Here is a 26980-nt window from a genome sequence, read left to right as displayed (position 1 = left end):
TTTGCGGAGGGCGACAGAGTGGATGCCAAAAGTGACATAAGGCGTCGCCCGGAAAATGAAAAGAAAGGCAGGCAGATAGGTGCTTGACAAGCGCGCGCCCTCAGGGCGTCCCGTCTCGTTGGCCGACTGGTTCCGGCTGGGCTTGGCAGCCAATCCGGACGGCCTCGCCATACGCGACGGCAGGAGTGAATACTCGTATCGCACCGTCGATCGACTGGCGTCGTCCCTCGCGGCGGAGATTCGCGACACGGCACCGGAGGCGGAGTGCGTCGGAATCCTGATGGAACGGGGCGCGCATGCCTACATCGCCGTCCTTGCGGTCAGTTATGCCGGTTCCACGGCCGTTCCCTTGAACCCGGAATACCCTGTGGCGCGTACGCGGATCATGATGGAATCCGCGAACGTCGGAGCGATTGTCGCGGACGAGGCGAGCAGGGAACAGTTCCGTAGCCGGGGGGCCGGACTTGAAGAAACGGTCAAGGTGATCCCCGCAGAAAGGGAGCGGCCTCCGGCGATCGACGCCGTAGCTGGAGAATATCCGGACGGGCCCGCACGAGAGTGTGCGTATGTGGTGTTCACGTCCGGAACCACGGGGAAACCAAAGGGCGTCGCGGTTTCGAGCCGGGGTCTTTCGCATTACCTCGAATCCGTGCACGCGCTCTACAGCTTCTCGAGCAGCGATGTCTTCTCCCAGGTTGCCGATCTGACCTTCGACCTCGCCATGCTCGATCTGTTCTCCGCGTGGGGCGCCGGCGCAACGGCGGTCACGACCAGGCCCCAGGACTTCCTCAGGCTCTCTCGGTTCATCACCGACCACGGCATCACGGTCTGGCTTTCCGCGCCCAGCATCGTGGCGTTGCTGCGCCGGAACGGCGCCCTGGAACCGGGCTCCCTGCCGACCCTGCGCTGGACGTTCTTCTGCGGGGAGCCACTGCTGCGCCAGGACGCGGCGGACTGGCAGACCGCTGCGTCGCATTCCGCGATAGAGAACCTGTACGGTCTGACGGAAACGCCCATCACGTGCTTCTCCCATCGCTGGGATCGCGACACGTCCGCACGTCTCGCGGTCAACGACGCCCTTCCGATCGGCTCACCGCGACACGGCTACGAGGCGGGCGTCATCGGTTCCCCCGGTACGGGGCAGAACCACTGTCTGGTTCCGGGCGAAGGGGAAATCGAAGGGGAGTTGTGCATCACCGGCCCCCACCTCTTCCCCGGGTTCCTGGATCCCGGGGACGACCGGGATCGCTTTCTCTCCGTAGAGGGCCGCCGCTGGTACCGGACGGGTGATCTCGTACGTCGGCTCCCCAGCCGGGAGTTCGCTTTCATCGGCCGCAGGGACCACCAGGTCAAAATCCGCGGCAGGCGGGTCGAGTTGGCTGAGGTCGACGGCGCGCTGCGCAGCTGTGAGGGCGTCAGCGAAGCCGTGACCGTACTGGCCGACGAGCAACTGGTGGCCTTCTACGTGGGCGAGCCGAAAAGCACCGGAGCCATGCTCCGTGAGCTGGCCGAGATTCTTCCCCCATACGCCCTGCCGCGCCGGATCATCTGCCTGCCGGAGTTCCCGCTGACCCACAACCGCAAAATCGACCGGCGAGCACTGATGCTGCTCGCCGGCACGCCGTCGGCGTCTCCCGTGCCCGTCACGGGGCGCTCAGCCGCCGCGCAGCGGGTTCGGTAGGGGCAAGGTAGCCGGCCGCCGCTCCGTCCGCGCCTGTCCAGCGCAGCAGCAGGTTGGTCTTGCCCGGCAGGGTGGGCGCGGTGAGCAGGGCGGGGATCTCGGGCAGCTCGTGCCGGGCAAGTTCGCGGCGGGCGGCCGGCCGGGGATCGAAGCCGGGGTGGTGCTCGGAGAGGGCGGCGGCGATGTCGGTGAGTGGTTGACGACCAGGCAGTACACCAGCCGCTCCCAGCCGGCGGCCCGGGAGACGTCCGGCAGCGGCTTGGTGCCCTCGGCGTCCCGGAACAGGGCCTGTACGAGACGGGGACCGTTGGTGATTTCGTCGGTGAGCAGGGTCAGGGCCTGACTGTTTTTACACGCCCTCGGCGCGGGCCGGGGTTCACCAGGGTCCTGTCTCTCGTAGCGCGACAGTTCCGCAGGGCAGAAGGCAGCTCACGCGGCCCGCTCCCTCTCGGCGTCCTCAAGCGCCGATCCTGACCGCTCGGCCAGGTGAACCAGGCCAGCGGGGCGGCCGCGTGGAACCCGCCTGCGGCCGCGACGTTCCCGCTGTTGCGGACGGCCAACTCGCCGGGGGGCTGACCTCATCTTCGCAGGCAGCCTGCTATTCGCCCGTCGCTGTGCTCGACCGCGTGTCTTCAACGGTGATTACGTGCTCTCGCCCGGTGTTGTGCTCCTCCGGTGGCATGGCCCAGTCGTCGATTCCAGGAGGCTGCTCATAACCCGGCACGTGGATCCAGGCTGTCAGCACTCGATCTTTGCTGCGGACGCGGACGGCGCGGAATGCTGTGCCTGTTTCCTGAGGTGTCCGGACGAGCTCGCCATACATGCGATCTGAAATCGCCAGGGCGAAGGGCGATCGGGTCCCAGCGTCCAATGCGGCGCGGAGCGGCTGCGAGTCCACCAGCCGGCTCGCTGTGTTCAGGTCCGCTCCCGCCCAGCCGTGTGCGTCCCTCACTACTGCGCCGGTGTGCAGGGCGATCCGCAACCTCAGCTCGTCACCCGTGCCAAGGGCCTTTTCGCGCCGGTGGAGTTCGACGAGTTCGGCTTGAAGCCGGGACATGATGGCTGTGACGAGAGTGACGTGCGGCGCGTCCGGAGGAAACAGCCGAATGAACCCGTCCCCCCTGTCGATGGTGTCCAGCGCGGTGAGGGTTCCCGCTCCTGCGGCCTCAAGGGCGCGGTCGACAGCCTCGTACATGGTGCGACGGACATGGGGCGTGTACGGCGTGGTGTGTCTGCCGAAGTTCGCCGCGTCCACGACGAGGATGGCGCAGTACTGCAGGGCGCCCTCGGTGGTGGGACGTGCAGTGGGAGACGGGCCGTCGACAGTGGCCCGGCGTTCGACTTCGGCGCTGCGAGCGAGCAGGGCGCGGCGGATCGACTCATGTGAGTCATGTGTGCCGTGTGTGTCCAGCCAGGCAGCCGCGATCTCCTCGGCCTTCTCCAGTTGTTGTGTGGTGAGGTCATTGCGGTTCAGCAAGGGACGCAGAACGAACCGGGCCGAATCGGTGGTGCCGTGCTCCTGTAGCCAGGTCAGCGCCTGCTCTGCCGCGTGGTGTGCCTGTTCGGGTGGTAGGTCGGCGCGGGCGAGGAGAGCGTTCAGGACGAACTGTGCCAGGTCGGTGCTGCCGTGTTCCTGTAGCCAGGCAAGTGCCTGCTCCACGACGTGCTGTGCGTGGTCGGGCGACATGTCCGTGCGTTGTAGCAGCGGACGCAGAATGAAGCTGGCGTCGTCCGTGTTGCCGTACCTGTCCAGCCAGGCGATCCCGATCGCCGTCAGCTGCGCGGATTGCTGCGGTGCGAGGTTGGCGTGTTGAAGCAGAGCGTTCAGGACGAATTGTGCCGTGTCGGTGCTGCCGTGCGCGTGCAGCCAGGCCAGCGCCTGATCCTCGGTGTCGCGTGCCTGTTCGGATGACAGGTCGGTGCGTCGCAGCAGTGGACGCAGGACGTAGGCGGCCGACTTGGCTCCGCCGTGTGCGTGGAGCCAGGCAAGACCCAGTTCCGTGGCTTCGCGCGCTGGGCCGGGTGCCAGGTCGGCGCGCTCCAGCAGGCGCCTCAGGACGAACTGGGCCGACTCGGTGGCGCCGTACGCCTGTAGCCAGGACAGTGCCTGTTCCACGGTGTCGCGTGCCTGCTCGGGCGACAGATCGCTGCGGGCGAGGAGAGCATTCAGGAAGAACCGTGCCGAGTCGGTGGCGCCGTACGCATGTAGCCAGGCGAGTGCCTGTTCCGCGGCGTTGCGTGCCTGGTCGGCGGACAGGTCGGTGCGTTGCAGCCATGCGAGAGGGCCGAGGTCGGCCTCGTCACCGATGGCGTCGAGCGCCGCTTCCTCCGCTCCGCCCCGGCGGCGAAGTCGCGCGAGCTCGTCGGCGGCCACTGTGTCGCCGGCCCTGGCGGCAAGCTCGTAGAGCCGTACGGCGTGGGGTGTGTACCCCTGGGCTTCGGCGGCCCGGGCGATGGCGGGAAGGTCTGTGCGTGTGCCGTGGTCGGCGATGGCGGTCCACAGCGTGTCCGGTGGGGCGGTGGTGCTGCGGGATTCGCGGCCGTACCGCTCAAGTTGGTCGGCGAGCTTGTAGTGGGGCGGAGCGGACCGCGTATCGCCGTCGGGTGGTCGGACATGAGAGAGCACGGTGTCGGCGCCCTGCCGGGTGTCGGCGGAGTAGGCCACGGCGGACTCCAGCCAGTTGTCCGGCGCGGTGGCCCGTTCGGTGGTGGTCAAGTAGCCGGGGGCAGCGGCCTCCAGGAGGGCGAGCGGGAGAGCCGGGCCATGGCCGAACCGCCGGGCGTCGATCGCGGCGTCCAGGAGGGCTCGGGCTGTGGCCGGGGCTTGGGAATACCTCTCGGTCGGAGTGGCACCGAGGGTCAGATACCGGATGACGTGGCTGTCCTGTGCGCCTTCTGCGGCCTGAGCCAGGCGAGGGTCGGTCCCGGAAAGGCTTTGCAGGGCGCGCTGTTCCTCCGCGCTGAAGCGTGAAGGCACCGTGATGGTGACGCCGGCGCTCAGCAGAGCCCGAGCGTGTGCATGAGGATCGGGCCCACCGGCCGGCGTGGCGGTCAGGGTTTCCCAGTGTTGCGGCCAGAGCGTGCCCAGGATCAGCACCGGGGCGTTTCGGGGGTTGGCCACGAGCATGCGGAGCCTGGCCGCGATGTCCTCCTCGCGGTCATCTCCCTGCGGGAGGAGGTACCGCTCCGCGTCGTCCAGCCAGATCACTGTGCCTGGTCGGATCGAGGCGGGGGCGTCGAGCGCCGCGGCCAGGAGGTCATGGGAAACGGGATCCCAGACTCGCCATTCCGGTGGAAGGGTGTGCAGCGCTTCCCAGCACGACCGGGTCTTGCCTGAGACCGACCGGCCGACGAGCATGACCAGCATGCTCGTGCCGTCGGCGCTCCGCCGCACAGCCGCCCGCAGAGACCTGTCATGCGCTCGTACGAAAAAGGGTGGGAGCGTCGGCAGGGCCTGTCCAGCGGGGACGACGTCGATCGCCGGGTGAATGTGAGCGGCCAGGGAGTCAGTGAGATCGGCGACCCGAACGCCGAAAACCGGTTCCGCTTCTTCCGGCCCCGCGGCTGATGACACCGTTGGCTCGCCGGTCCGCTGCCGACGCTCCCGCAGCATCTGGCGCCGCAGTGCCTCGAACCGTTCGGGTGACCAGGCGTGGTCCTCCTCCAGCCCCGCCAGGTGCCTCAGAAAGGTCGTCACACAGTGGAGGCCCTGAGGAGCAGCCGGGATCGTACGGCCGTTGAGCCAGTCGCTGAGATAAGTGGTGCTGAGCCGAACCGGGGGCGACTGGGCCGCACCGTGGCGCACGATCACCCGGTACGGGGGTGCGCCGGCGAGCATGTGCAGTGCTCGCAGGGCGTCGGCGAGGGTCGTGGAAGCGGAAGGGGCGTGGCTGTCGCTGGGTGTGCCCGCTGGGCGGGTTTGGACGCAGAGGGCGACCAGCGCCCGTCGTGTGCGGTCGTGACCCGTCACGAGAACTTCCGCGCACTCATGGAGAGGGCGGGGGCCCTGGGCCGTTTCGGAGTTGTCGAGGACGACGAGGAAGCTGACGGGAACCGAGCCGGTCGCCTCCCTCGTCTGCCGAGCCCAGGCAGAGGCTACGCCTTCCCAGGAAAAGGAGGTGAGTGCTTTGGTGTCGATAGGGATCAGCCCACCGTCGACGCGCCACACCAGGTCTGCCCTGACCGGCCCGGCTGCCGGTGATTCCCCTTCGAGGGAAAGCCCTCGGGCTGTGAGATGTCGGCTGATGGCGTCGACGGCATTCCTCTCCGAGAGACGACCGTCCGCCGCCCGGTGTTCGTCGAGGTAGGTGTCTCCGCTCGACCGCCCGTCCGGAGGAACCGGCAACCGGGCGTGAACGAAGTCGAGCAAGTGCCGCAGAAGGAGCCCGACGTTGTCGAGGCTTGGCTCCCGGGGCAGGTCTTCGGCGAAGAAGACGCGCAGTTTCCGTTGGATGACCGCGTGAACGGCGGACACCTCGTCGGCCGTATCGCTTCGCTCGACGCGACGGCGATCGAGGGCCTCGTGCGGTGAGCTCACTTCGGTCAGGCGGGCGGTCTGCTCGCCGCTTCCGTCGGCTCGTGATGGTCCGGTGCTTTCGCCCGCTGTGGAAGGGCCCGGGGTGAGGCCGTGCCGGATGGAGGCCGCCGCCTTCGCGAAGGGGCGTAGCTGGGCGGGTAGTTCGGCGGCGGCCCGAGGGTCGTGCAGGACCGCGGCGATGCCCTGGGGAGCGTAAGGGTGGGCGGCGACATGGCGGTCGAAGGCGCGCAGGGCCTGCCACTCGTCGTGTGTCGTCAGATAGGCGCGCAGTCCTTCGCGGGCCTCGGCGTGGAGGGTGAGCACGGGATCGTGACCGGGGTCGCGGGTCACGGTGAACAGGCCGCTGGTGAGCACCTCGGCGAGGTCGGAGTGCTGGGCTTCCGGTACGGCCTCGTCGCGCAGCACATTCAGCAGGGGCAGGGCGAGCTCGGGCAGGCTGGAGCAGAGGATGGCGAGGCGGACCGCGGGGGCCGGGGCCGTGCGCACGAACGCCTCGGCGAGAGCTGCCGGATCGGTCCGCGGCGTGGGACCGGTACCGCGGTGTACGGGGGTCTCGCGGGGGATGCGCCCGGTGGCAGGGATCAGTACGGCATCGCAGCCACGTGGGTCCGCGCGCATGAGCATGTCGGCCCAGGCACCCAGGGAGTGGGGCGTACAGGAGACGACGGGCAGAGCCTGCCACGGACCGAGGTCCTCCTGGCGTCCGGGACGTGGTCGCAACCTCGTGGGAATGCGGAAGCGCAGGGCGCCATTGCGATCGCCGGTCTGCCCGGTGGCGGCACGCACAGCCGGCAGGTTGAGGGCGGAGCGGCGCCAGAGGCGTTGGGGCAGCGGATCGAGCAGGACCACGGGAACCTGTTGACCCCAGTCACTGAGGAGCTGCCAGGGGAGTGGCTGGTGCCAGCCTCTCGCGGCGCAGTCGGAAACGGTCAGGATCAGGCGTCTGCCCTGCGTTCCGCTTCCGTGATGAGGGGCGCGGTCGGCGGGAACGGTACGGCCGTGGTGGTCACGCAACTGTGGCTGGTCGTCCCGCCAGTCCAGCTGCCATGTCTGCACGGCGCGGAACGCTCCCAACCCGCTCAGCAGCTTGGTCACGCTGTGTGCGGTCTCTTCCCACACACTCATCGACAGGGAGGTGTCCACGACGATGACCGCTTCGAACCAGGGCTCCGGCGCGGGCCGGAACAGCGGTACCAGAGGTCCTCCGCGAGCGTAGTGCTCCACGGTGGCCTCGATGTCCAGTTGTGTTCGGCCACCGCGGCGCCATGGACGGCGGAACGGCTGGAGCGCGCGGCCGATGGCCAACGCCTCCGGCAGGGGTTCGGCCCGTCCCAACGACAAGGGGACGCCGCGCACGCGGGCGGTTCCACCGGGATGGCGCGCGGACACCTCCATGCCCGCACCGCCGGTCGTGCGCTTCGGTGCGGGCATGGAGTGCCCAGCGGCACTGGCGGAGTCGGACTCATGGGCCGTGGAGCCCGGAGTGGATGACGCAGAAGGTGCCCCGGAAACCTCGTCGCCGTCGCTGTGAGCAGCGGCCAACCACAAGGCGTCCGCAAGAGTCCGCGCATCAAGGTCGGCGGCCACGACCTTACTCAGCGCGGCCAGCAGACGGCCGAGGCTGTCAGGCACGCGAGAGCTCGCGCAAGAGCAGTGCGTGCAGCTCCCGATACTGCGCGTTCTCCGGCGCCTGGTCACCGGTCAGCAGCGCCACGGCGTTCAGAAGCTGGTCAATGGCGAGATGCTCGCCCGCGGTCACACGGTCGGCGAACTCATTGACCAATGCCTCCGCCCCGTTCTCCGGTACCGCACCGAAATGCGCTCGCACGATCTCGCTCAGCAGCTCCGAGGTCAGTGGAGGCATGGTGTAGCGGATGCATCGGCGCAGGAACGCCGGGGAGAAGTCCCGCTCACCATTGCTGGTCAGCACAATGAAGGGGAACTGGGTGCACTGCACCCGCCCGCGATCGATCGGGTGCTCGTCATGACTGTCCCACTGGCGGATCATGACCCTGGGCCGTCTGTAACGCACGAGTTCGGGAATTTCGTACTCACCGCGCTCCAGGATCTCCAACAGGTCGCTGGGCAGGTCCAGGTCACTCTTGTCGATCTCATCGATCAGCAGCGCGCGCGAGTGTTCAGCGGGCAGCAACGCGGTACCGAGTGGGCCGAGTTGCAGGAATGGGGCAATGTCGTCACGGACACGACCCGTTCGGTTTGCGGACCTCGGGCCCATGGCTGCCTGCAGACTCTGGGCATGGATCCGCCCCAGGGCGTCGTAGCGGTACAGCGCCTCGGAGAGCGAGCTGCGAGAGGTGATGTGCCAGCGCAGCACCCGGCCCAGGTCCAGCTCATGGGCCACTTGCTCGATCACGGTGGACTTCCCCGATCCGGCCGGGCCGGTGACCAGGAGCGGACGGCGCAGACAAAGTGCCGCGTTGACCGCGTCGACGAGACCAGGTGGCGGTTGGTACTGCCGGTGCTGTGGTGTGCGGGGAAAGGACCGCCACGGCGGCGGTGCCGCCAGCGGTGTCCGCCGCCGGGCACCGTCACCGCGGTAGTAAGGCTTCCAGCTCACTGCTCCTCCTCAAGCGCGGCCACAAAACGGTTCTCGAAAGGGCGGCAGAATTCGAGCCAGGCTTCGTCGTGCCACACCGCACGGACATCGCCGAGACAGACCAGACACCCCTCATGGCTCGACCAGCGGTTCTGGTAGGCAGCGGTGAAACCGCCCGGCAGCTCGTGCCACTGCTGCTGCACCAGCATCTGAAGCCGACCGTCACCGGGCCGGGCCTCGGGGCGCGGCCACAGGATGATCGGGGCATACGGCAGCAGCAGGTCCAAGACCTCGTGCAGGGACTCGGGATGATGGTCGATCCCGACCGCGGTGTCGTACTGCCCGGTCACGAGGCCCTGCTCGAGTCCGGTCGGGTCGCACAAGGCGGCCGCGTCGACCCATTCCACCGGCACCTTCCCGCAGGACGCCATGGCTCTCAACGTCTTGCGGGCGGCATCGTTCATCTCGGAGTTCTCCTCGCCCGGATCCATCCGGCCGCTCCAGCGCACGACAACAGCGTGCTTCGCTCCCAGCAGGCGCGGTCCGCGCCGGCCGATCCTCGCCTCCTCCGGATGCCACTGGGCCAGCAGATGAGCGGGTGCGGCCACATCCACGTTCACCAACAGCTGCGGCACAGGCAGCTGCTCGCGGGCCCACACCAAGGCGTCTCCCATCGCCGTCACCGCGCCAAGGCGGTCGGCGGATTCGCAGCGGAAACGCTGATGCACCGGAAGCGTCCCCGCGCCGCTGACGAGCCAGGCGTCCAGTTCCTCGGGCCAGTCGGTCCAGGCGCCGGCCAAGCTGATGACCAGGCGCAGTTCCTGCTGCTGTTGGTCTTTCGTGAACTCGGCCAAGGCGTCGTTGAACTCGGTGTTGACCCGGAGGCGGCGCGCCCACGCTCTGATCCTCGGGTCCGTACCGCCAGTCCCGGACAGGTGGGCGAGCGCCGCGACGAAACGGGCCAGACCCCGCCACTGTGGCACACGGCGGGTCTGGGTGCGCAGAGCGGCGTACTCCACCAGGTCGCGCAACAGCTCCGGACCCTCTGCCTCGTACGGGAACTTCGCCAACTGTCGTGCGGAGCGCAGAATATCGCTGGTCAGGACCTCGGCGAATACCTCACTGAGAAGATCGACCGCCTGGATGCACTCCAGGAGCGTGGCCACTACATCGCCGACCCGCGTGCGCCAGTGCGGATGAGCGGCGTCCTCGACCAGGCCTGTGCGCGCGAAAGTGTGCAGTTCATCCAGCGCGGAACGCGTCAAACGCTCGGGCAGGCGTTGCTGTGCCCGCCACATACCCACGGCATCTTCGAGGATCTTCCGCCCCACCGGACCCACAACTTCGCCGCCGCTGCCGCCGACGTGACGCACGTTGCGAGCCAGCCACAGACCGGCCAGCGCGAAGGGGTCGTTGTCGTGCTCGAACCGACCGATGGCCTGCCCGGCGACTCGAGCGCGTAGTTCGTCGGTCAGTCTTCTGTCCGCGTACAGCGTGTCGCCCGCTCCGGCCAGCCCGGCGCGCAACACCTCGACCAGGGCGAAGGTCAAGCGCATGTCGCGGGCCGGCTGATCAGCCGCGGCGGCGGTGAGGACCGACAGCCGCGTACGGCCCGCGCGGACCCCGCCTGCGAGCCTGCCCGCGTCCGGCATCGCACCGGCCGCGTGACAGGTGTCAACCAGGGCTATCACCCCTTCGACACCGGGTTCGTCGACTGCCTCGGTGAGTATCTGTCCGACGTTCACCGCCGACATGGTGCTTCCGGTGGTGGACTCGCCGACCATGTAGTACAGATCCGTCTGCTGTGGGGTGGTGAACCCGTGCCCGAGCAGGGCCACCACCAGCACCGCGTTGTCGGCTCGCGCCTGTCGCACTGCCTCATGCACGGCCTTGCGGACGTCTTCGGGTTCCAGCTCCGCCCCCACCAGCAAGGACGGATATTCACCGACACGAGATCGGCACCCTCCCAGTACGGGGGCGGTCAGTACCGCATGCAGCTCCTGCGCGGCCTGCTCCAGGCGCTTCAAGGTACCCATGGCCTTGCACTGCGCCCCCACCACCAGCACATGCCGCAGTGGCTCGCTCGTCACTTCTTCAGCGCTTCGACAATGGGTCCGGCCACGGCTGACTGCCGCAGATACTTGGTTGCCGTGTGCACCCACAGGCCGTCCGAATCCACCCGGGACGTCACCGGACCCACACCGGAGAGGCTGGGCAGCATCCACTGTTGCACCTTGGGCCGCGCCACCACGATGTCGTCCCTGTCCCAGAAGTTCAGCCATCGCTCAACAGACGCCGGCGTGCGGGCCGGCTGTGGACGCACCCGCTGGAGCACGGCTGCGCCCGTCGCGAGGGGGGAGCCCAGCGTCACCAGGAGCTTGACCTGACCCGGGTAGTCGTGCAGCGCCTCGAATGCCACTACCGTCCCGAGGGAGTGTGCCACCACCACCAGTGGTCGATCTGGGTCTGCTCCTTGCAGCACACGTTCGCGGATGCACACGTCCAGGGGGCGCCCGTCGCCATCGGCCTCCTTGCGGTCCAGATAGCGGCCCACCTGCGCCAAATGCCACAGCAACGGCCGACCACTTGCCCACTGGGCAGCCTTGCGCAGCCCCGGTACCTGGAGCAGCGTCGTCAGCACCCTGCCCAGGACGCGAATGGGCGCCCCGAAACCCTGCAGTTCTTCATCGGGGTGGGGCAACTGCGCCCGGGCATCCTCAATCACCTGTAGCGCACGCCGATCGCCCTGTTCTCGGGACTCCCGGCCGAGTTCGTCGATCAATTCCCGGACCAGCGCGTCCAGGAACTCCAGCTGCGTGTTGTCGGGTTGCTCGGCTTCGGAACCCTGCGCTTCCGGGGCTGAGAACAGATTGCTGTAATCCGCGAAGCGCGTCTCGGCCAACCACCCCTGAGTCAGCCCGGAGACCGCGTCGGAATGACCTGCGTTGCGTGCCCCCTCGGCCAGCGCTTCCAACCATGCGCGGCGCTCCTGTCCGGCATCCCGTAAACCGCCGATACCGTGCACAAACACAAGTTGAGTACTGTCTGAACCGCTCACTCACGCCCCCGTACCGGCCCCGCTCACATGCGACGAACGTCACCCGTCGACTCAAATGCACCTTAGCCAAAGTCGACACACGCCGGACAAGAAACGGTGGACATGACCAGGCGCCGTACGACTTGCCGCGGACGGCTGCTCGCAGGTTCGAATTCCTGGGCGGAAGCCGTGATCAAGCGCGTCCGACGGCAGGGCGGGGGTGTCAGTCCGGGGCAGGAGTGTCGGGCCGGTGGGGAAACAATGAGCGGGATCTGCTCGCCGAGAGCACCGGGTCGTACGAGGCGGCGCGGGCCGTGCTCGCCGAACGGACGCGGGCGCTCGAAGCGGTGCGCTCGGCGCTGGCACCGATCCCTGCCGAACTCGTCGGCAAGGAGCTGGAGTTCATCCCGGTCTCCCGGCTGAAGGACGTCACCGAGGGGCGGCTGCGGGTCGCGGCGCTGGAGGCGCCCGGGTTCGGATCCGTCCGCGCGGTGCACGAACGGGCACAGCCACTTCCTGGTCGTCCGCCCGGCCGGCGTGCTGATCAACTGGACCCGTGAGATCGGCCAGCGGCTCGAGAGCGAGCGCGCCTAGCGGCGCACGTCGAGTTCGGTGAGGGCCGCGGTTCCGTGCACGGTGACGCGTACGAAGCGGACCGGCGCGCCGCCTCCCGGGGCTCGCCAGTCGTGGCCGTCCGCAGACACCTCGACGGCGTACGACGTCGGCGGCTCGGTCCAGGTCGGCCGTACCGAGCCAACACGCGCCGGGCGGCCCAAGTCGACGGTGAGGGAGGCCTGGTCGGCTTCCGGTGACCAGGCCGTCGTCGCGTTGCCGTCCACCGCCGCCTCCGGATAGAGGCCCGGCTCCGAGGAGGTGGCCGTCACCCGGCGGCAGCGTGCGAGGTCCCCGGTCGGGGCGAGGTCGGGGCGGCGGGTCTTGAGGGTGACGGTGTCGGCGAGGGTGTAGCGCCCCTCGGGGGTGTCCAGGGTGAACGGGGCGCCGGAACGCAGCCGGACCGTGGTCGTGTCGGGGCCGAGGGCGATGTCGTACGTACGACCGCGCCAGCGGAGCCCCGACAGCCGGACACCGTCCGACAGTTGGGGCGGCAGCGACGGGTCCAGGTGGAGGGCGTTCTCGCGCAGCCTGAGGCCGGTCAGGCCGTGCGTGAAGATCTGCAGGAAGCCGCCCTTGCCGGTGAGGAAGTCCTGCGCGGGGGAGCCCGCGAGAGCGTCCCCGGCGCCCGCCTTGTCGCCGCGGGCCTCCGAGAACAGGGCGAACGGCCCCCGGGAGAAGGGCCGGTAGGCACGCTGGAGGAAGGTGTACGTGACACACCCCGGCTCACCGATCGCGGCCGCGTCGATCGCGTGCACCGAGTCCGTCATCGCCGGGCCCTCCGGGTCGGTGCGCTGGGTGTAGTGGTCGAGGGTGGCGGACGCGGCACCCTCCGGCATCGGCCACTCCAGCGGGTAGGTCAGCAGCACGGTGTCCGCCTGCTTGATCTGCGAGCCGTCGTAGCCCGCGTACTGGAGGAAGACCTTGCGCTTCGGGTCGTACGGGATGCGCAACTTGTCCGCGACGGCAGTCCAGTTGGCGGCGGCGGGCGTGCTGAGGACCGACGCGGCGCGGGTCGCGGCGCGCAGGGCGGTGGCGGCGACGGCGTTCGTGTAGACGCCGTCGTTCACGCCGTTGCTGTACTCGTCCGGGCCCGCGACGCCCTTGATGGAGTACGTGCCGTCGGGGTTCCTCGTGGCGCGTGAAGTCCAGTACTCCGCAAGACCCTTGAGGAGCGGCCAGCCCCGATCGCGGAGCCACGCGCGGTCGCCGGTCGAGAGGTAGTACTGCCAGGCGGCCAGCGCGATGTCGCCCTGGAGGTGGTTCTGGGTGACACAGTGCGGCGGGTTCCAGCTCTGGCACTCGGTCCACAGCCGGCCGCGGCTCGAGCTGGTCCACGGGTAGAAGAGGCCGGACACGGCTGTCCTGCGCGCGTTGTCGGCGGCCGCGGCGCGGGTGCGGTAGCGGTATTCGAGGATCGGACGGGCGAGTTCGGGGCGGGTGGCGAGCAGCGACGGGAACATCCAGGTCTCGGCGTCCCAGAAGATCATGCCCGCGTAGTTGTCGCTGGTCAGGCCCGCGGGGGCGATGCTGTCACGGGCGCCGCGGCGGAGCGACGACAGCAGGCCGTACTGGGCCGAGCGCGCCCACAGTTGGATCTCCGGGCGGCCCGGCACCTCGATGTCCGCGGACCAGAGCGCGCGCCAGGCGTCGGTGTGGGCGGCCATGAGCGCGGGCCAGCCGCGGGCGGCGGCGCGCAGTGAGGCGGCGCGGGCGGCGTTTTGAGGGTCGGGGGAGGTGAGGGCGGTGTCGACGCCGACGTACTTGGTGACCTCGTAGCCCCGACCCTGGCGGGCGGGGAAGGTCGCCGACTGCCGTGTGCCCAACTTTCCGTCCGTGTATGTGGGTTGGTGGATTCCGGGCGCGTCCAGCGTGGAGGCCACCGCGCCGTCCACCTTGGTGCCGTCCGTACGGAACGCCACGCCGATGGTGCGATCGCCGACGCGGCCCGCGTCCGTCTGTGTGATCCGGCGGGCGCCGCGGCCGTCGATGCGGTCGGTGACGGTGAGTTCGCCGTCCCAGTGCGGGGTGACGTGGAGGCGGACGGCTCCGGTGTGCGGGGTGTCGCGGGCCGTGAGGACGTCGTACGTCAGATCGGTGCGGCGGCCGTCGGCGGTGGTCCAGGTGAGGGCGGTGCGGACGTAGCCGCAGCGGAGGGAGAGGGTTTGGCGGTAGTGCGAGACGCGACTGTGTGCGCCGTACGTCTCGTCGCCGACGCGGAGGTCGAGGCCCGACCAGGTGGGCAGCGCGGCGATGGCCTCGCGGCCGGCCGTGTTCTTCGGACCGCGGGCGTAGAGGCCCGCGACGAAGGTGCCGTCGTAGCGGGGGGTGTAGAGCGGCCAGCCTGTCTTCTCGGCGGAGGCCGCGTAGCCCGTGCCGGTGGGAGGGACGCGGGTGCCGAGGTAGCCGTTGCCGACGTAGGGGTGGTACGCGTCCTTGGAGTCGATCTTTGTCGCGGTCGGGGACCAGGTCGGGTCGGACTCCCTGCATCCGGTCGTTGCCGGGTGGGGTGTGGCTGATGCCGGGGGGAGGGGGAGGAGCAGGGCGGTGGTGAGGGAGGCGAGGAGGAGGAGGGGGAGGCGGCGCGTGGTCACCTTTCGACGATGGGGTGGGGGACGGGGTGGGGGTGGTATGCGCGCCGGAGTTTCCCACGTACGGGGTGAGTTCGCCCCCGCCGCCCCTACCCTCCCCCAAGCTCTCGGCTTCGCTCGAGCAGGGGGGACCCCCATCATCCTTCTGGGGCTCCGCCCCAGACCCCGCCAGGCATCTCAGCCCGTCCGGCGTTTGAGGACGAGGCCGTCCAGGCCGAAGCGGGGGCCTGGGGGCGGCAGCCCCCAGGTACGGATGGGACGGGTAGGGGCGGCGGGGGCGAACTACCCCCTCGCCAAGCCCGTCTTCACCCCCGCCCCGCACAACGGCACCACCGCCGTCCGCCCCCCGAGCGCCCCCTCCCGCACAGCCGCCCAACACGCCACGCCCGTCGCCTCGACGTACAGGCCCTGTGAAGCCAAGTCCCTTTGGGCGTGCCGGATCTGGTCCTCCGTCACGGTCAGGAAGGTCCCGCCCGAGTCGCGTACGGCCCGCAGGATCTGGCGGGCCCGTGGCGGGCTCGGGATCGCGATGCCCTCGGCGAAGGTGGGCGCCGTCGGGGTGACGCCGACCAGCTCGTCCGCACCTTGCGACCAGGCGTGCGCCAGCGGCGCGACCGCGGCGGCCTGGACGGCGTACAGGGCGGGCCGCCGGTCGATGAGCCCGGCGGAGTGCAGCTCGGCGACGGCGAGGGCGGCGCCGAGAAGCAGTGTGCCGTTGCCGACGGGGACGACGAGGACGTCGGGGAGGCGTCCGCCGAGGTCCTCCCAGAGCTCGTGGGCGTAGGTCTTCGTGCCGTGCAGGAAGTACGGGTTGAAGACGTGCGAGGCGTAGAACGTGCCCGGCGAGTCCGCCGCCTCCCGCGCCGCCCGCGCCGTCGTCTCCCGGTCCCCGTCCACGACGTGCACCCGCGCCCCGTGCGCCTCCATCTGCTCGAGCTTCTTCGGCGACGTCCCCTCGGGGACGTACACCGTGCAGGGCAGCGCGGCCCGCGCGCAGTACGCGGCGATCGCCGTCCCCGCGTTGCCGCTGCTGTCCGCGAGCACCTGCCGGGGGTGCAGCCGCAGCGCCAGCTCGGCCAGCAGAACGGCGCCGCGGTCCTTGAACGACAGCGTCGGCATCAGGAAGTCCAGCTTGGCCGAGACGCCCTCGCGCAGCGACACCAGGGGGGTGCGGCCCTCGCCCAGGCTGACCGTGGGCGAGGCCAGTGGGAGGCATTCCGCGTACCGCCACAGTGAATTCACCCGTCCGCTGAGGGACTTGAGGGACGCCGGCGTCGGCGCGAAGTCCAGGTCGAGCGGGCCGCGACAGACCGGGCAGCACCAGTCGAGCGAGCCGCCGGGGACGCGCGTACCGTCCGCCGGGCAGAAGCAATCCGGCAAAGGTGTCATGTGCGCAGGCTATGCGCGCGATGCGAGCGGTCCGCGTAGGCCTTTGACGCATTTCCTGAGGACGCCGCACCTCCGACACCGTCCGATGCCCACCCCCGCCCCAGGCCCCCACTGCCGCCCCATCCCGTGCCGCGCTTACGATGCGCCCAGCCGTACGGCAGCTGTACGGAAGTCGCACGACAGTTCTACGTAAATCCGCCTGGACTAGGAGCAAGGTACTCGTGGCCATACCCCCGCCGCCCGGGCCCCAGCAGCCCGAGGGCCAGTACCTGCCTCCGTACCCCCAGGGGCCGTACCCTCAGGGGCCGTATCCCCAGGGGCCGCATCCGCAGGGACCGTATCCCCAGGCGCCGTACCAGGTCTGGGGCCAGGGCTACTCCCCGTACAACCGCCCCGCGCCCGTCAACGGTCTCGCGATCACCGCGCTGGTGCTCGGCATCCTCTGCTTCCTGCCCGCCGTCGGGCTGGTGCTCGGGATCATCGCGCTCGCGCAGATCAAGAAGCGGGGCGAGCGGGGCAAGGGGTTGGCGGTGGGCGGCATCGTGATGTCCTCGCTCGGCGTCGCGCTGGTCGTGCTCGCGCTGGCCACCGGCGGCGTGCGCGACTTCTGGGACGGCATCGAAGACGCGGCGAACGACTCGAACTCCGCCTTCTCGCTGGAGAAGGGCGAGTGCTTCGACGCGCCGGGCGGCGGGCTGGAGGGCCTGGCGTACGACGTCGACAAGGTGCCGTGCTCCGGGCCGCACGACGCGGAGGTGTTCGCGAACTTCACGATGAGCGGCGGGAGCTACCCGGGCGACAGCGAGGTCGTCGACGCCGCCGACACCAAGTGCTACGCGCTCCAGGACGCGTACGCGATGGACGCCTGGGCCGTCCCGGGCGACGTCGACGTGTACTACTTCACGCCGACCAGGACCAGTTGGCGCCTCGGCGACCGCGAGATCACCTGCATGTTCGGGAACACGGACGAGAACGGCAGTCTGACCGGCTCCCTGCGCAACGACTCCCTCACACTGAACGCCGATCAGTTCGCGTATCTGCAGGCCGCCGACGTGCTCAACGCGGCGATGGACTCGGCACCCGAGGAGACGTACGTCGAGGACGACCTGCCGGGCCACAAGGAGTGGGCGACCAGGGTGTCCGACGCGCTCGGCGAGCAGGCGGACCGGCTGCGCGGCCACGGCTGGCACGCCACGGCCGACAAGCCCGTCGCCGCTCTGGTGAAGGACATCGAGGCGTCGCGGAAGGAGTGGGCGAAGGCGGCCGACGCACAGGACGCGGACGCCTTCTACGTCCACTACGACAAGGGTTTTAAGCTCATCGACCCGGACCGGACGGTCACCGCACGCAAGGCTCTGGGCCTCGCCACCATCCCGCCGTCGTACGGCGAGGACGGTGACAGCGAGGGCGAGGGTGGAGACGGCACCGGCCTGGAGGTGTGACGGGGGCTGTACGGGGGAGAAAGTGCCTGGGTATGCCCTCGGCGGCCATAAGTAATCACATCGAGTGATTCTTTGGCCATTGCTTGCACGGCACAACCCACGGTTGCCAGGCTGTAGCTGTCTGTACAACCTGATGGGAGCGGCCAGTGACTTTCGGTGAGCAGCCGGCGTACCTGCGCGTCGCGGGTGATCTCCGCAAGAAGATCGTCGACGGCTCGCTGCCACCGCACACCCGCCTCCCCTCCCAGGCCAGGATCCGCGAGGCGTACGGAGTCTCGGACACGGTCGCCCTGGAGGCGCGCAAGGTGCTGATGGCCGAGGGCCTGGTCGAGGGGCGCTCCGGTTCGGGGACGTATGTGCGGGAGCGGCCGGTGCCCCGCCGGGTGGCCCGCTCCGGATACCGGCCGGACAGCGGCGCCACGCCCTTCCGGCAGGAGCAGGCCGACCTGTCCGCGCGCGGCACCTGGGAGTCGCACAGCGAGCAGGCCGAGGCGAGCGGGGCGATCGCCGAGCGGCTCTCCATCCGGCCCGGCGACCGCGTGATGTGTACGAACTACGTGTTCCGGGACGCGGGCGAGGCGATGATGCTCTCCACGTCCTGGGAGCCCCTCGCCGTCACGGGGCGTACGCCGGTGATGCTCCCCGAGGAGGGGCCGCTCGGCGGCATGGGCGTCGTCGAGCGAATGGCGGCCATCGACGTGGTCGTGGACAACGTCACGGAGGAGGTGGGCGCGCGCCCCGGCCTCGCCGAGGAACTCCTCGCGCTGGGCGGCGTCCCCGGGCACGTGGTCGTCGTCATCCAGCGCACGTACTTCGCGTCGGGCCGCCCGGTCGAGACGGCCGACGTCGTCGTGCCGGCGGACCGGTATCGCGTCGCGTATCACCTGCCGGTGAAGTAGCCGCACCTGCCGGTGACGTAGCCGCGGATGCGGCCGTAGCCAAGTGCCCTGGGTGTGAGGCCGGTTGGAATCTGGCCTTTCTCGAATGCCCTGCCCGGGGTGGAGTTCGCGCTGCCCGGGAGTCGCGCGGAGGGCGGTCGACGGCGCGTTCGACGGCGTGCGCCCCCTCCGTCCTGGCTGGTTGCGTACCTCTTTGTGAAAAGGCGTATTCGCTGCGTGAAGGTTAGGCGTAGGCTCGGGCATATGCGGATTGCGGTTTCGTTAGGGCGCGGGGTAGGACGCGAGCCGGGGGCGGGAAGTGGAGGGGCTCGATGAATGACGGCACGATCACTCTTCCCTGGCTCGTCATACGCCAGGACGACAACGGCAATCGCTACCGCGTCGGCCGGTACGCGACCCGGGTCGAGGCCCAGAAGATCGCGGACAGCCTCGACGACCGCGGCCACAAGCAGCTCTACTGGGTCGAGCGAATCGGGCAGAACGGATCCAAGTAGGCTCCCGCGCATGACCGAACGGATCGTGGTGGTGGGAGCCGCCCTCCAGCGCGACGGACGCCTCCTCGCCGCGCGCCGCAGCGCACCCCCCGAACTGGCCGGACGCTGGGAGCTGCCCGGCGGCAAGGTCGAACCCGGCGAGGCACCCGAAGTCGCCCTCGTACGCGAACTGCGCGAGGAACTCGGCGTCGATGCCGAGCCCGTCGAGCGCGTCCCGGGGGAGTGGCCCCTGCGCACGCCGTACGTCCTGCGCGTGTGGACCGCGCGACTGCGCCCCGGCTCGGGTGACCCGAAGCCCCTCGAGGACCACGACGAACTGCGCTGGCTGGCCCCGGGCGAGGTCTGGGACGTGGACTGGCTGGACCAGGACGTCCCCGCTGTGAAGGCCACGCTGCTCCGGTGGGATACGGGCGCATAGGTCCCGCCGGGCGCGGTGCGGCGCGCGGTGAGGTCCGTGGCGCGGACCAGGCGCACCCCCGGCGCATGTCTCACGATGCCCGGCTTCCGGACGTGGGAGGGGGCGGGTCGTGCCTCTGGCCCGGGGTGGCGTACGCCGTTCGTGCCACAGTGCGCCCATGTGTGCGGTAAGGCATCCCGGATATCGGGTATGTGCCCATTAACCCCATGAAACCGGACATGGGTGCGCTCTTGGCCTGGGAAGTGATCGGCGTGATCGACACTGAAGGCGACTGGGCCGAGTGGACCTTTCCCGCGGAGCCGGGTGCCGTCCGCACCGCCCGAGCAGTCGTCCGGGGCCAGCTGCGCACCTGGGAGCTGGACTCCCTCGGTGACGTGACCGCGTTGCTGGTCAGCGAGCTGGTGACCAACTCCCTGCGGCATGCCACCGGCCCGATCGGCGTCCGCCTGGTCAGACCCGCCGGGGTGCCGGGCGCCCTGTTGGTGGAGGTCTCCGACCCGTTGCCCGACCCGCCCCGCGCGCGGGCCGCCGCCGCCGATGACGAGAGCGGGCGGGGGCTGCAGCTCGTGGCCGGTTCCTCGCGCCGCTGGGGGACCCGGCCCGGGGGCACCGGCAAAACGGTGTGGTTCGAGCTGGCGGTGCCCGGCTGAGGGTCCGTCGGGCGGGGGACGACCGATTGGTTCAGGCCAGTGGCGCTGTCCGGAGTCTGGGATTCGGCGGGGTGCCACCTGGTTAGAAGACTGGGAGTATGTCGCGGCCGGTCCAAAAACCATCGGGACCGTGCTGTGATCGTGAACACCGTGTTGTGCGGCACCGTAGTGCTGGATACTGCGGGCAGCCGCCCCCGGTGACCGGTGCCGGACGCGGTGAGCTGGAGGGGACGGTTCGCGTGAGCGAGATACCAGCGAAGGCCACGGAGTCCGAGGACCCGTCGGACGGCGCGAGGGCTGACGCCACGGTCGATTCCGCCGTGTCCGAGGCGGCGGTCGTGGCGGCGGCCGACGCGGCGGGCGACGCGACGTCCTGGGCGTCGGGTGACGTGACGCCTGACGCGGCGGGCGAAGCGATGGTCGCTGCGGCGGGTGAGGTGGCAGCCGAGTCGACGGCCATTGCGGCGGCCGAGTCGACGGGCGACGTGACGGCTGACGCGGCGGGCGGAGTAAGAGCCAATGCGGCGAGCGAGCTGCCTGCCGAAGCGGCGGCCACATCGATGGCCCATCTGACGGCCGAACCAGCGGCTGATCCGGCGGCCGAACCAGCGGCTGATCCGGCAGCCGAAGCAGTGCACGACGAGGCGGCCGACGCGGTGGCCAAGATGGCGGCCGATCCGGCGGCCGATCCCGCGGCCGGAGCGATGGTCGAGGCGGCGGCCCGAGCGATGGTCGAGTTGGCGGGTGAACCGTTGGGCGACGCGATGTGGCAGAGCAGTCCGCCGGGGTCGATATATGACTACATCAAGGTCGCCTCGTTCTCCATCGGCGCCGACGGGCTCGTCGACCAGTGGAGTCTGCGTGCCGAGCAGCTCTTCGGGATATCCGCGGAGCGCGCCCTCGGTATGGACCCCATCGAGGCGTTCTTCGCCCCCGACCAGCGCGAGCGCGGCCAGCGCAAGATGGCCGAGATCCTGGACGGCCGGGAGTGGACCGGTGTGGTCCCCTTCCGGATGCCGGCCTCCGAGGACGGCAAGAAGGGCGCCGAGGGTCTCGCCGAGGTCTATGTGATGCCCACCACGACGGAGGACGGCGAGCGGGCCGCCGTATGCATCGTCGTGGACGTCCGGACGCTCCGACGGATCGAGACGGACCTCGCCGCCTCGCAGGCGATTTTCGGTCAATCTCCGTTCGGCTTTCTGCTGATCGACACGGACCTGCGGGTCCGCCGTGCCAACCAGCGCTTCGCCTCGGTGTTCGGCGCCGGCGTCGACGACCACCGAGGCCGCACCGTCCACGACTATCTGCCGCGCTCCGAGGCCGAGCGCGTCACCGCGACGCTGCGCCGCGTCCTCGAAACCGGCGACTCCATCACGGACATGCACGTCACCGGCTTCGTGCCCGGCTCCGACGACCGCCGCCACTGGTCCATCAACCTCTACCGCGTGCACAGCGGCAGCGGCCGCCCCATCGGCATCGCCTGGCTCGGAACCGACATCACCAGCCGCCGCGCCGCAGCCCGTGAAGCGGCCGCCGCCCGGCGCAATCTCGCCCTTCTGAACGAGGCGGGCGCCCGCATAGGCAACTCCCTCGACCTGGAGACCACCGCACGCGAACTCCTCGACGTCGTCGTGCCCGGTTTCTGCGACCTCGCGACCGTCGACCTCTACCAGGGCCTGCTGGCGGGCGACGAGACCCCGCGGGCGCTCGCCGACGGCAGCGCGGAGTTGCGCCGGGTCGCCTTCGCCAGTGCCGTCTCCGACGCCCCGTTCATCGGCGGGCCCGCGCCCGTCGCCGTCGGCGCGGTCCACCACTACGCGTTCAACTCGCCCTGCGCGGACGCCCTGCGCACCGCCCGCCCCCAGCAGGTCCCGGCCGAGGACGGCGGCCTCATACAGTCCACGCTCGCCGTGCCGATGGTCGCGCACGACACCGTCGTAGGACTCGCGCAGTTCTCCCGTACGAAGGGCAGTGAGCCGTTCGGTGAGCGCGACCGCTCGCTGGCGGTGGAGCTGGCGGCACGCGCCGCGGTCTGTATCGACAACGCCCGTCTGTACCGCCGCGAGCACGAGCGCGCGCTGATCCTGCAGCGTTCGCTGCTGCCGCCCGGCGACCCCGAGGCCTCCGGCCTGGACATCGCCTGCCGCTACCTCCCCGGAAACGCGGCCACCGAGGTCGGCGGCGACTGGTTCGACGTCATCGAACTCCCCGGCCACCGCACGGCGCTGGTCGTCGGCGACGTCATGGGCCGAGGCCTGCGCGCCGCCGTCGCGATGGGTGAACTCCGTACGGCCGTACGCACCTTGGCGCTGCTCGACCTGGAACCCGCCGAAGTGCTCTCGGCGTTGGACGAGATCGCCCGCGGCCTCGGCACCCCCGGCGGGGTGCAGCAGGCCACCCGCGCCGCCCGTCAGCCCCGTGACGCCGACCTCTCCGAGGTGTACCTCGCGACCTGCGTGTACGCGGTGTACGACTCGGTGACCAGGCGGATCACCTTCGCCAACGCCGGCCATCTGCCGCCGGTCCTGGTCGAGCCCGGCGAGAGCGCGCTGATGCTGGACGTGCCGCCCGGCATGCCGCTGGGCGTCGGCGGCGAGCCCTTCGAGGAGGTGGAGGTCGAACTGCCCGAAGGTGCGCTGTTGGCGCTCTACACGGATGGACTGGTCGAATCGCGCGACCATCCCCTCGACGAGGGCCTGCAAGCGTTCGTCGGGGCACTGACGGACCCCTCCCGCCCCCTGGAGGACGTCTGCGACCACGTCCTCAACACCCTGGACACCCACCACGGCGAGGACGACATCGCCCTGCTGATGGCACGTGTCCAGGGGCTGCCCGAAGAGTCCGTCGGCGACTGGACCCTGCCGCGTGAGCCGCGCAGCGTGGGCCGGGCCCGCGAGTACGCCCGCACCCAGCTGACCTCCTGGGGCCTGGAGCCGCTGGTCGACACCGCCGAGCTGCTGGTCAGCGAGCTCGTGACCAACGCGCTGCGCTACGGCGAGGGCGAGATCCGGCTGCGGCTGCTGCTCGACCGGACGCTCGTCTGCGAGGTGTGGGACGCGGGCCTGGTCCAGCCGCGCCGCCGCCGGGCCCGGGACACGGACGAGGGGGGCCGCGGTCTGCAACTCGTCGGTCTGCTGTCCGCCGCCTGGGGCTCACGGCGTACGCCACGCGGCAAGACGGTCTGGTTCGAACTCCCGCTCCCGGACGGGGGTACGGGGCTCACGGACCCGGCGGAGGCACTACTGAGCCTGTTCTGAATCTGTTCCTGTCGGGGTCGGGGTCGGGGTCGGGGGCGGTGTCGGTTTTGGTGTCGGTTTCGGCGGCGGTGTCCCGTCGCCGGGCGCCGCTCTCCGGTTCCGCGTCCGCGGCCCGCCGAAGCTCGCCGCGGGAGCGCCGGGCGCGTTGCCCAGGAGGATCCCGCCGAGCACGGCGCCGCCGACTCCGGTGCCCTCGGGCCCGGCGTACGGATTGCCGTACGCCAGGACGTCCCGCTCGGCAAGCCGTTCCGTGTCCCGGGCGAGCTCGTCGGCCCGCTGGACGTCGGCGAGGGCGGGCGACGCCGGCGCGAGGTGGCGTTCCGCCTCCGCCAGCCGGGTCCGGGCCTCGCCGTCCACCGCTCCCCGGTGCGTCGTGACGAAGTCCGCCGCGAGGGCGACCGCGCTGCGGGCCGGCAGCCGCGCCTCGTCGAGCACCTCGCGGACCCGCTCGTCGGTGAGACCGAGCGCCGGGGCGTCGGCCAGCGCCGCTTTGGCCCGGGCGACGCGACGGAGGGCGCCGAGGGGATCGTAGGGGCCGCTCGTCATCTCCCGGCGTACTTCCGTGACCACGGACTCGGCACGCGCGATCAGGCCGGGCAGCGCACCGACGACAGCGCCGCCCGGAAGCCCCCGCGCCCGCGCAAGGTCGGCCTCGGCCCCGGCGAGCGCGGTGGGCAGCCGTTCGGCCGCGGAGGCGAGCTCGGCGGCCAGCCGGTCGACCCCGGCCACGAAGAGGCCAGCCTGGTCGATGGCGCCCTCGGCGGCCCGTAGAGAGGCGGTGGCCTTCGCCTCCTCCCCCCGGTCGAGGGACTGCCGGGCCTGGTTGAGGTGGGTCGTGGCGAACACGAGCCGGTCCTTGGCCTGTTCGATGTGGCCCGCGACGGGCAGCGACGCGGCCGGCGCGTATCGCTCGTGCAGCTCGGCGAGTGCCGCCGCAGCGGCGGGCGTGCGCCCGGCGAGTTCCCGGAAGCGGCTCTCGGCCAGCTCCAGGGCGGCGGGCAGGGTCCGCTCCAGGGCGCGCAGCAGGTCGAACCCGGCGGCCTCCGCGTCCAGCCGCCGCCCCGCCTCCCGGCAGCGCGCGACGATCTCCTCCAGTAACTGCCGCCGGACCAGGCCGTCGTCCGGCACGGTCTCGTCCAGCCGCTGCCGCAACCGGAAGGCCTCCGCCAGCTCGGCGCGCGCGAACGCCACCGCCTCCGCGTACGGCCCGACCGCCTCGTCCCCGAACTGTGCCCCGGCCCACCCGAGTTCCTCCGCGCTGGTGCGCACGCAGTCGTCCGCCTCGACGAGCGACTGTCGGGAGCGCCGGTCGAGTTCGGCGAACGGAACGGGGTGCGGGATGGCGCCGCCGGGTGTCGTACGGGTTCTCGCGCGCCGTATTCGCCGGGTGTACGTGTATGCCGCGAGCGCCCCCGCGGTGACCACCGCGATGAGGGGCAGGGCGAGATCACCGGTGGACGTCCCGTCCTGGTCGGGCGGCGCCGCCACCGCCGTGACATGGCCGCTTTCCGACCACACCGTCGGATCCTCGGTACTCGCCCACGTGACGGACAGCACCAGCCACCCCACCGCCACCAGCCCCCCGAGCACGGCATGCGTCACCCGCACGGCTATGTGGGACGTTGCTCGGCGCGACCGGTTTCGACTCAGGGGCGACGTCACATTTGGGAGCGTATGACCGCTTGCGCGGGTGCGCGACCGGGGTGTGCCGAAGCGGGGGGCGCTTAAGGTACGGGGGATACGGGGGCGTACGGAGGGGGCACGGGGGATGGATACGGGACGTACGGAGTCGGGGCCGGAGGCACAGGCGGACACCCGAACAGGTGAGTCCGGAGACGACGCGAGCCGAACGGGCGCCCCGGGGACACCCGCGCGCCGTACCGCCCCCGCCTGGCTCCGCCGAGCCGCCCGCGCCTGGCGCCACCCCCGCCTCAGATGGCCCAAGCGCATCGCACTGGCGCTCGTCCTCGCCCTGCTCCTGCCGGCCCTCGCCGCGGGCATCGCCCTGCGCGTCAACTACGCCGGAGACCTGGCCCCCGGCACCCAGACCAGGAACCGTGACGCCCTGTGGATGGGGCACGCCTGGGTCGACGGCCGCAAGAAGGACGCGGACGTCCATGCGCTCGCCGAGCGACTGCGCACGACCGGCATCCGGGACCTGTACGTGCACGCCGGACCGCTGGAGCACGACGGAACGCTGCCCAAGTCGACGTATCCCAGAGCCGGTTGGCTGGTGGCGGCCGTGCACCGGGAGTTGCCCGGCGTCCGCGTCCAGGCCTGGCTGGGCGACGTGCTCGCGAGCGAGGGGCCGACCGGACTGCGCCTGGAGCGGGCGGCGACCCGGGCAGCGGTCGTCCGCTCCACCGAGCAGGTCCTCGACGCCGGTTTCGACGGCGCCCACTTCGACCTGGAGCCGCTGCACTCCGACGACTCCGACTATCTCTCCCTCCTCGACGACCTGCGCCGCGTCACCCGCGCCCACGACGCCCCGCTCTCCGTCGCCGCCCACCAGATCGACCCGTTCCCGGCGGCCCACTCCATCAGAGGGCTCAGCGGACACCCCAAGTGGTGGTCCCAGGCGTACTTCGGGCAGGTCGCCCGCAGGGTCGACCAGATCGCCGTGATGTCGTACGACACGGCGATGCCGCTGGAGAGCCTGTACGGCGGCTACGTCGCCCAGCAGACCTCCCTCGCCCTCGAAGTCACCCCGGAATCAACCGACTTGCTGATGGGGCTGCCCTTCTACTACGAAGACGACCTGAGCCACCATGGAGCCGCCGAGACGGTCCCGGCGGCCGTGCGCGGCACCCGCCTCGGCCTCTCCCGCACCGACCGCACCCGCGAACATTTCGGCGTCGCCCTGTACGTGGACTTCGCCGCGCGGGAGAAGGACTGGGTGGCATACGAGGAAGGCTGGGTCCGATGACCGTCCGGGCAAGGTGGGTCCCATGACCGTCGCACGCAAGCCGCTCACGCGGGACGACCTAGGGCCTGTCCGGCGGATCATGCCGCAGACGCGGGGCTGCGCGGCGGCACGAAGATTGATCTGAGGGTGTGGCCGGGTTTTCACGGCACACCGGGGGGCAAGGCTCGTGCACCGGTATCCGGTGGCGTTGTTCGCGCTCTCGATGAGCGCCCTCGGGTTCCAGACGGTGGGCGTGGTCCTGGGGTCGGCGGCCGCCGTCCTGATGCACCGCGCGGCCCGCGACCGCCGACGGGGCTCCGTGGCGACGTAACCGTCCGGTCGCTCAGATGTCATGGGACATTCGCTTTGTCGGGTACGGCCATGTGTTGTGAACGCGCTGTGAGTTCTCTACTGTCCTTCGGACGTTGCGCTCCCGCTGTGCTGCCCGTCACACCCAGGGCGTGCGCACTCAGCCCCCCATGTGTGCGCAGCACTTCTTCCTATCCCTGTG

17 protein-coding genes and 1 pseudogene are annotated in these 26980 nt (G+C 70.5%); 10 read left to right on the top strand and 8 right to left on the bottom strand.

The genetic code is table 11. From position 1 onward, the window contains the following. Window positions 1–118: 118 nt before the first annotated feature. Entirely contained in the window at window positions 119–1681 is a 1563-nt protein-coding gene (locus ACX28W_RS11370) for an AMP-binding protein (protein WP_458998769.1), read from the top strand. Here ACX28W_RS11370 and ACX28W_RS11365 read toward each other — a convergent pair. From ACX28W_RS11365 to ACX28W_RS11345, 5 genes and pseudogenes are all read right to left on the bottom strand, one after another. Continuing rightward, window positions 1655–1975 (bottom strand): annotated as a pseudogene (locus ACX28W_RS11365) (IucA/IucC family siderophore biosynthesis protein); the annotation flags it as partial. The gene ACX28W_RS11370 and the pseudogene ACX28W_RS11365 overlap by 27 nt on opposite strands. A 304-nt stretch (window positions 1976–2279) precedes the next feature. Continuing rightward, the gene (locus ACX28W_RS11360; protein WP_458998913.1) at window positions 2280–7805 is read right to left on the bottom strand and encodes an SAV_2336 N-terminal domain-related protein; all 5526 of its coding nucleotides are present in this window, start codon (window positions 7803–7805) and stop codon (window positions 2280–2282) included. A 37-nt stretch (window positions 7806–7842) separates the two neighbouring features. Further along, window positions 7843–8796, bottom strand: coding sequence for an AAA family ATPase (locus ACX28W_RS11355; RefSeq protein ID WP_458998768.1), 954 nt, complete (start codon window positions 8794–8796; stop codon window positions 7843–7845). Beyond that, entirely contained in the window at window positions 8793–10865 is a 2073-nt protein-coding gene (locus ACX28W_RS11350) for a vWA-MoxR associated conflict system protein (protein ID WP_458998767.1), read from the bottom strand. Before ACX28W_RS11350 ends, ACX28W_RS11355 begins: the two co-directional genes overlap by 4 nt. After that, window positions 10862–11833, bottom strand: coding sequence for an alpha/beta hydrolase family protein (locus ACX28W_RS11345; RefSeq protein WP_458998766.1), 972 nt, complete (start codon window positions 11831–11833; stop codon window positions 10862–10864). The genes ACX28W_RS11350 and ACX28W_RS11345 overlap by 4 nt, the downstream gene beginning before the upstream one ends. A gap of 218 nt (window positions 11834–12051) precedes the next feature. On the opposite strand from ACX28W_RS11345, the gene ACX28W_RS11340 reads away from it, so the two are divergent. Further along, the gene (locus ACX28W_RS11340; RefSeq protein ID WP_458998765.1) at window positions 12052–12372 is read left to right on the top strand and encodes a hypothetical protein; all 321 of its coding nucleotides are present in this window, start codon (window positions 12052–12054) and stop codon (window positions 12370–12372) included. Window positions 12373–12402: 30 nt separating this feature from the next. On the opposite strand, the gene ACX28W_RS11335 is transcribed toward ACX28W_RS11340, so the two are convergent. Both ACX28W_RS11335 and ACX28W_RS11330 read right to left on the bottom strand, forming a co-directional pair. After that, on the bottom strand, window positions 12403–15018 hold the full coding sequence (locus ACX28W_RS11335; RefSeq protein ID WP_458998764.1) for a discoidin domain-containing protein: 2616 nt from the start codon (window positions 15016–15018) through the stop codon (window positions 12403–12405). Window positions 15019–15297: 279 nt separating this feature from the next. Further along, complete coding sequence (locus ACX28W_RS11330) at window positions 15298–16404, bottom strand: pyridoxal-phosphate dependent enzyme (RefSeq protein WP_458998763.1); 1107 nt, start codon at window positions 16402–16404, stop codon at window positions 15298–15300. 221 nt (window positions 16405–16625) lie between these two features. On the opposite strand from ACX28W_RS11330, the gene ACX28W_RS11325 reads away from it, so the two are divergent. From ACX28W_RS11325 to ACX28W_RS11300, 6 genes are all read left to right on the top strand, one after another. Continuing rightward, window positions 16626–17846, top strand: a complete 1221-nt coding sequence (locus ACX28W_RS11325; protein ID WP_458998762.1) for a DUF4190 domain-containing protein — start codon at window positions 16626–16628, stop codon at window positions 17844–17846. 146 nt (window positions 17847–17992) lie between these two features. Then, window positions 17993–18745 (top strand): GntR family transcriptional regulator, encoded by a 753-nt coding sequence (locus tag ACX28W_RS11320; RefSeq protein WP_458998761.1) that lies wholly within the window; start codon window positions 17993–17995, stop codon window positions 18743–18745. Window positions 18746–19056: 311 nt separating this feature from the next. Beyond that, window positions 19057–19239, top strand: a complete 183-nt coding sequence (locus ACX28W_RS11315) for an SPOR domain-containing protein (protein ID WP_458998760.1) — start codon at window positions 19057–19059, stop codon at window positions 19237–19239. A 10-nt stretch (window positions 19240–19249) separates the two neighbouring features. Then, on the top strand, window positions 19250–19657 hold the full coding sequence (locus ACX28W_RS11310; RefSeq protein ID WP_458998759.1) for a (deoxy)nucleoside triphosphate pyrophosphohydrolase: 408 nt from the start codon (window positions 19250–19252) through the stop codon (window positions 19655–19657). 218 nt (window positions 19658–19875) lie between these two features. Continuing rightward, window positions 19876–20307, top strand: coding sequence for an ATP-binding protein (locus ACX28W_RS11305; RefSeq protein WP_458998758.1), 432 nt, complete (start codon window positions 19876–19878; stop codon window positions 20305–20307). A gap of 239 nt (window positions 20308–20546) precedes the next feature. Beyond that, window positions 20547–23564, top strand: coding sequence for a SpoIIE family protein phosphatase (locus ACX28W_RS11300; protein ID WP_458998757.1), 3018 nt, complete (start codon window positions 20547–20549; stop codon window positions 23562–23564). Here ACX28W_RS11300 and ACX28W_RS11295 read toward each other — a convergent pair. After that, window positions 23547–25166 carry a hypothetical protein gene (locus tag ACX28W_RS11295; RefSeq protein ID WP_458998756.1) on the bottom strand — a complete coding sequence of 540 codons (1620 nt, stop codon included), beginning with the start codon at window positions 25164–25166 and terminating at the stop codon, window positions 23547–23549. The genes ACX28W_RS11300 and ACX28W_RS11295 overlap by 18 nt on opposite strands. Before the next feature lie 166 nt (window positions 25167–25332). Here ACX28W_RS11295 and ACX28W_RS11290 point away from each other — a divergent pair, with 166 nt between their 5' ends. Next, entirely contained in the window at window positions 25333–26490 is a 1158-nt protein-coding gene (locus ACX28W_RS11290) for a glycoside hydrolase family 18 protein (protein ID WP_458998755.1), read from the top strand. A gap of 166 nt (window positions 26491–26656) precedes the next feature. After that, window positions 26657–26800 carry a hypothetical protein gene (locus tag ACX28W_RS11285; protein WP_458998754.1) on the top strand — a complete coding sequence of 48 codons (144 nt, stop codon included), beginning with the start codon at window positions 26657–26659 and terminating at the stop codon, window positions 26798–26800. Window positions 26801–26980: the final 180 nt, after the last annotated feature.

Source organism: Streptomyces sp. SD15 (assembly GCF_054462255.1).
The sequence above is the reverse complement of the archived record's forward strand: the minus strand, read 5'-3'. Positions and strand labels throughout refer to the sequence as shown.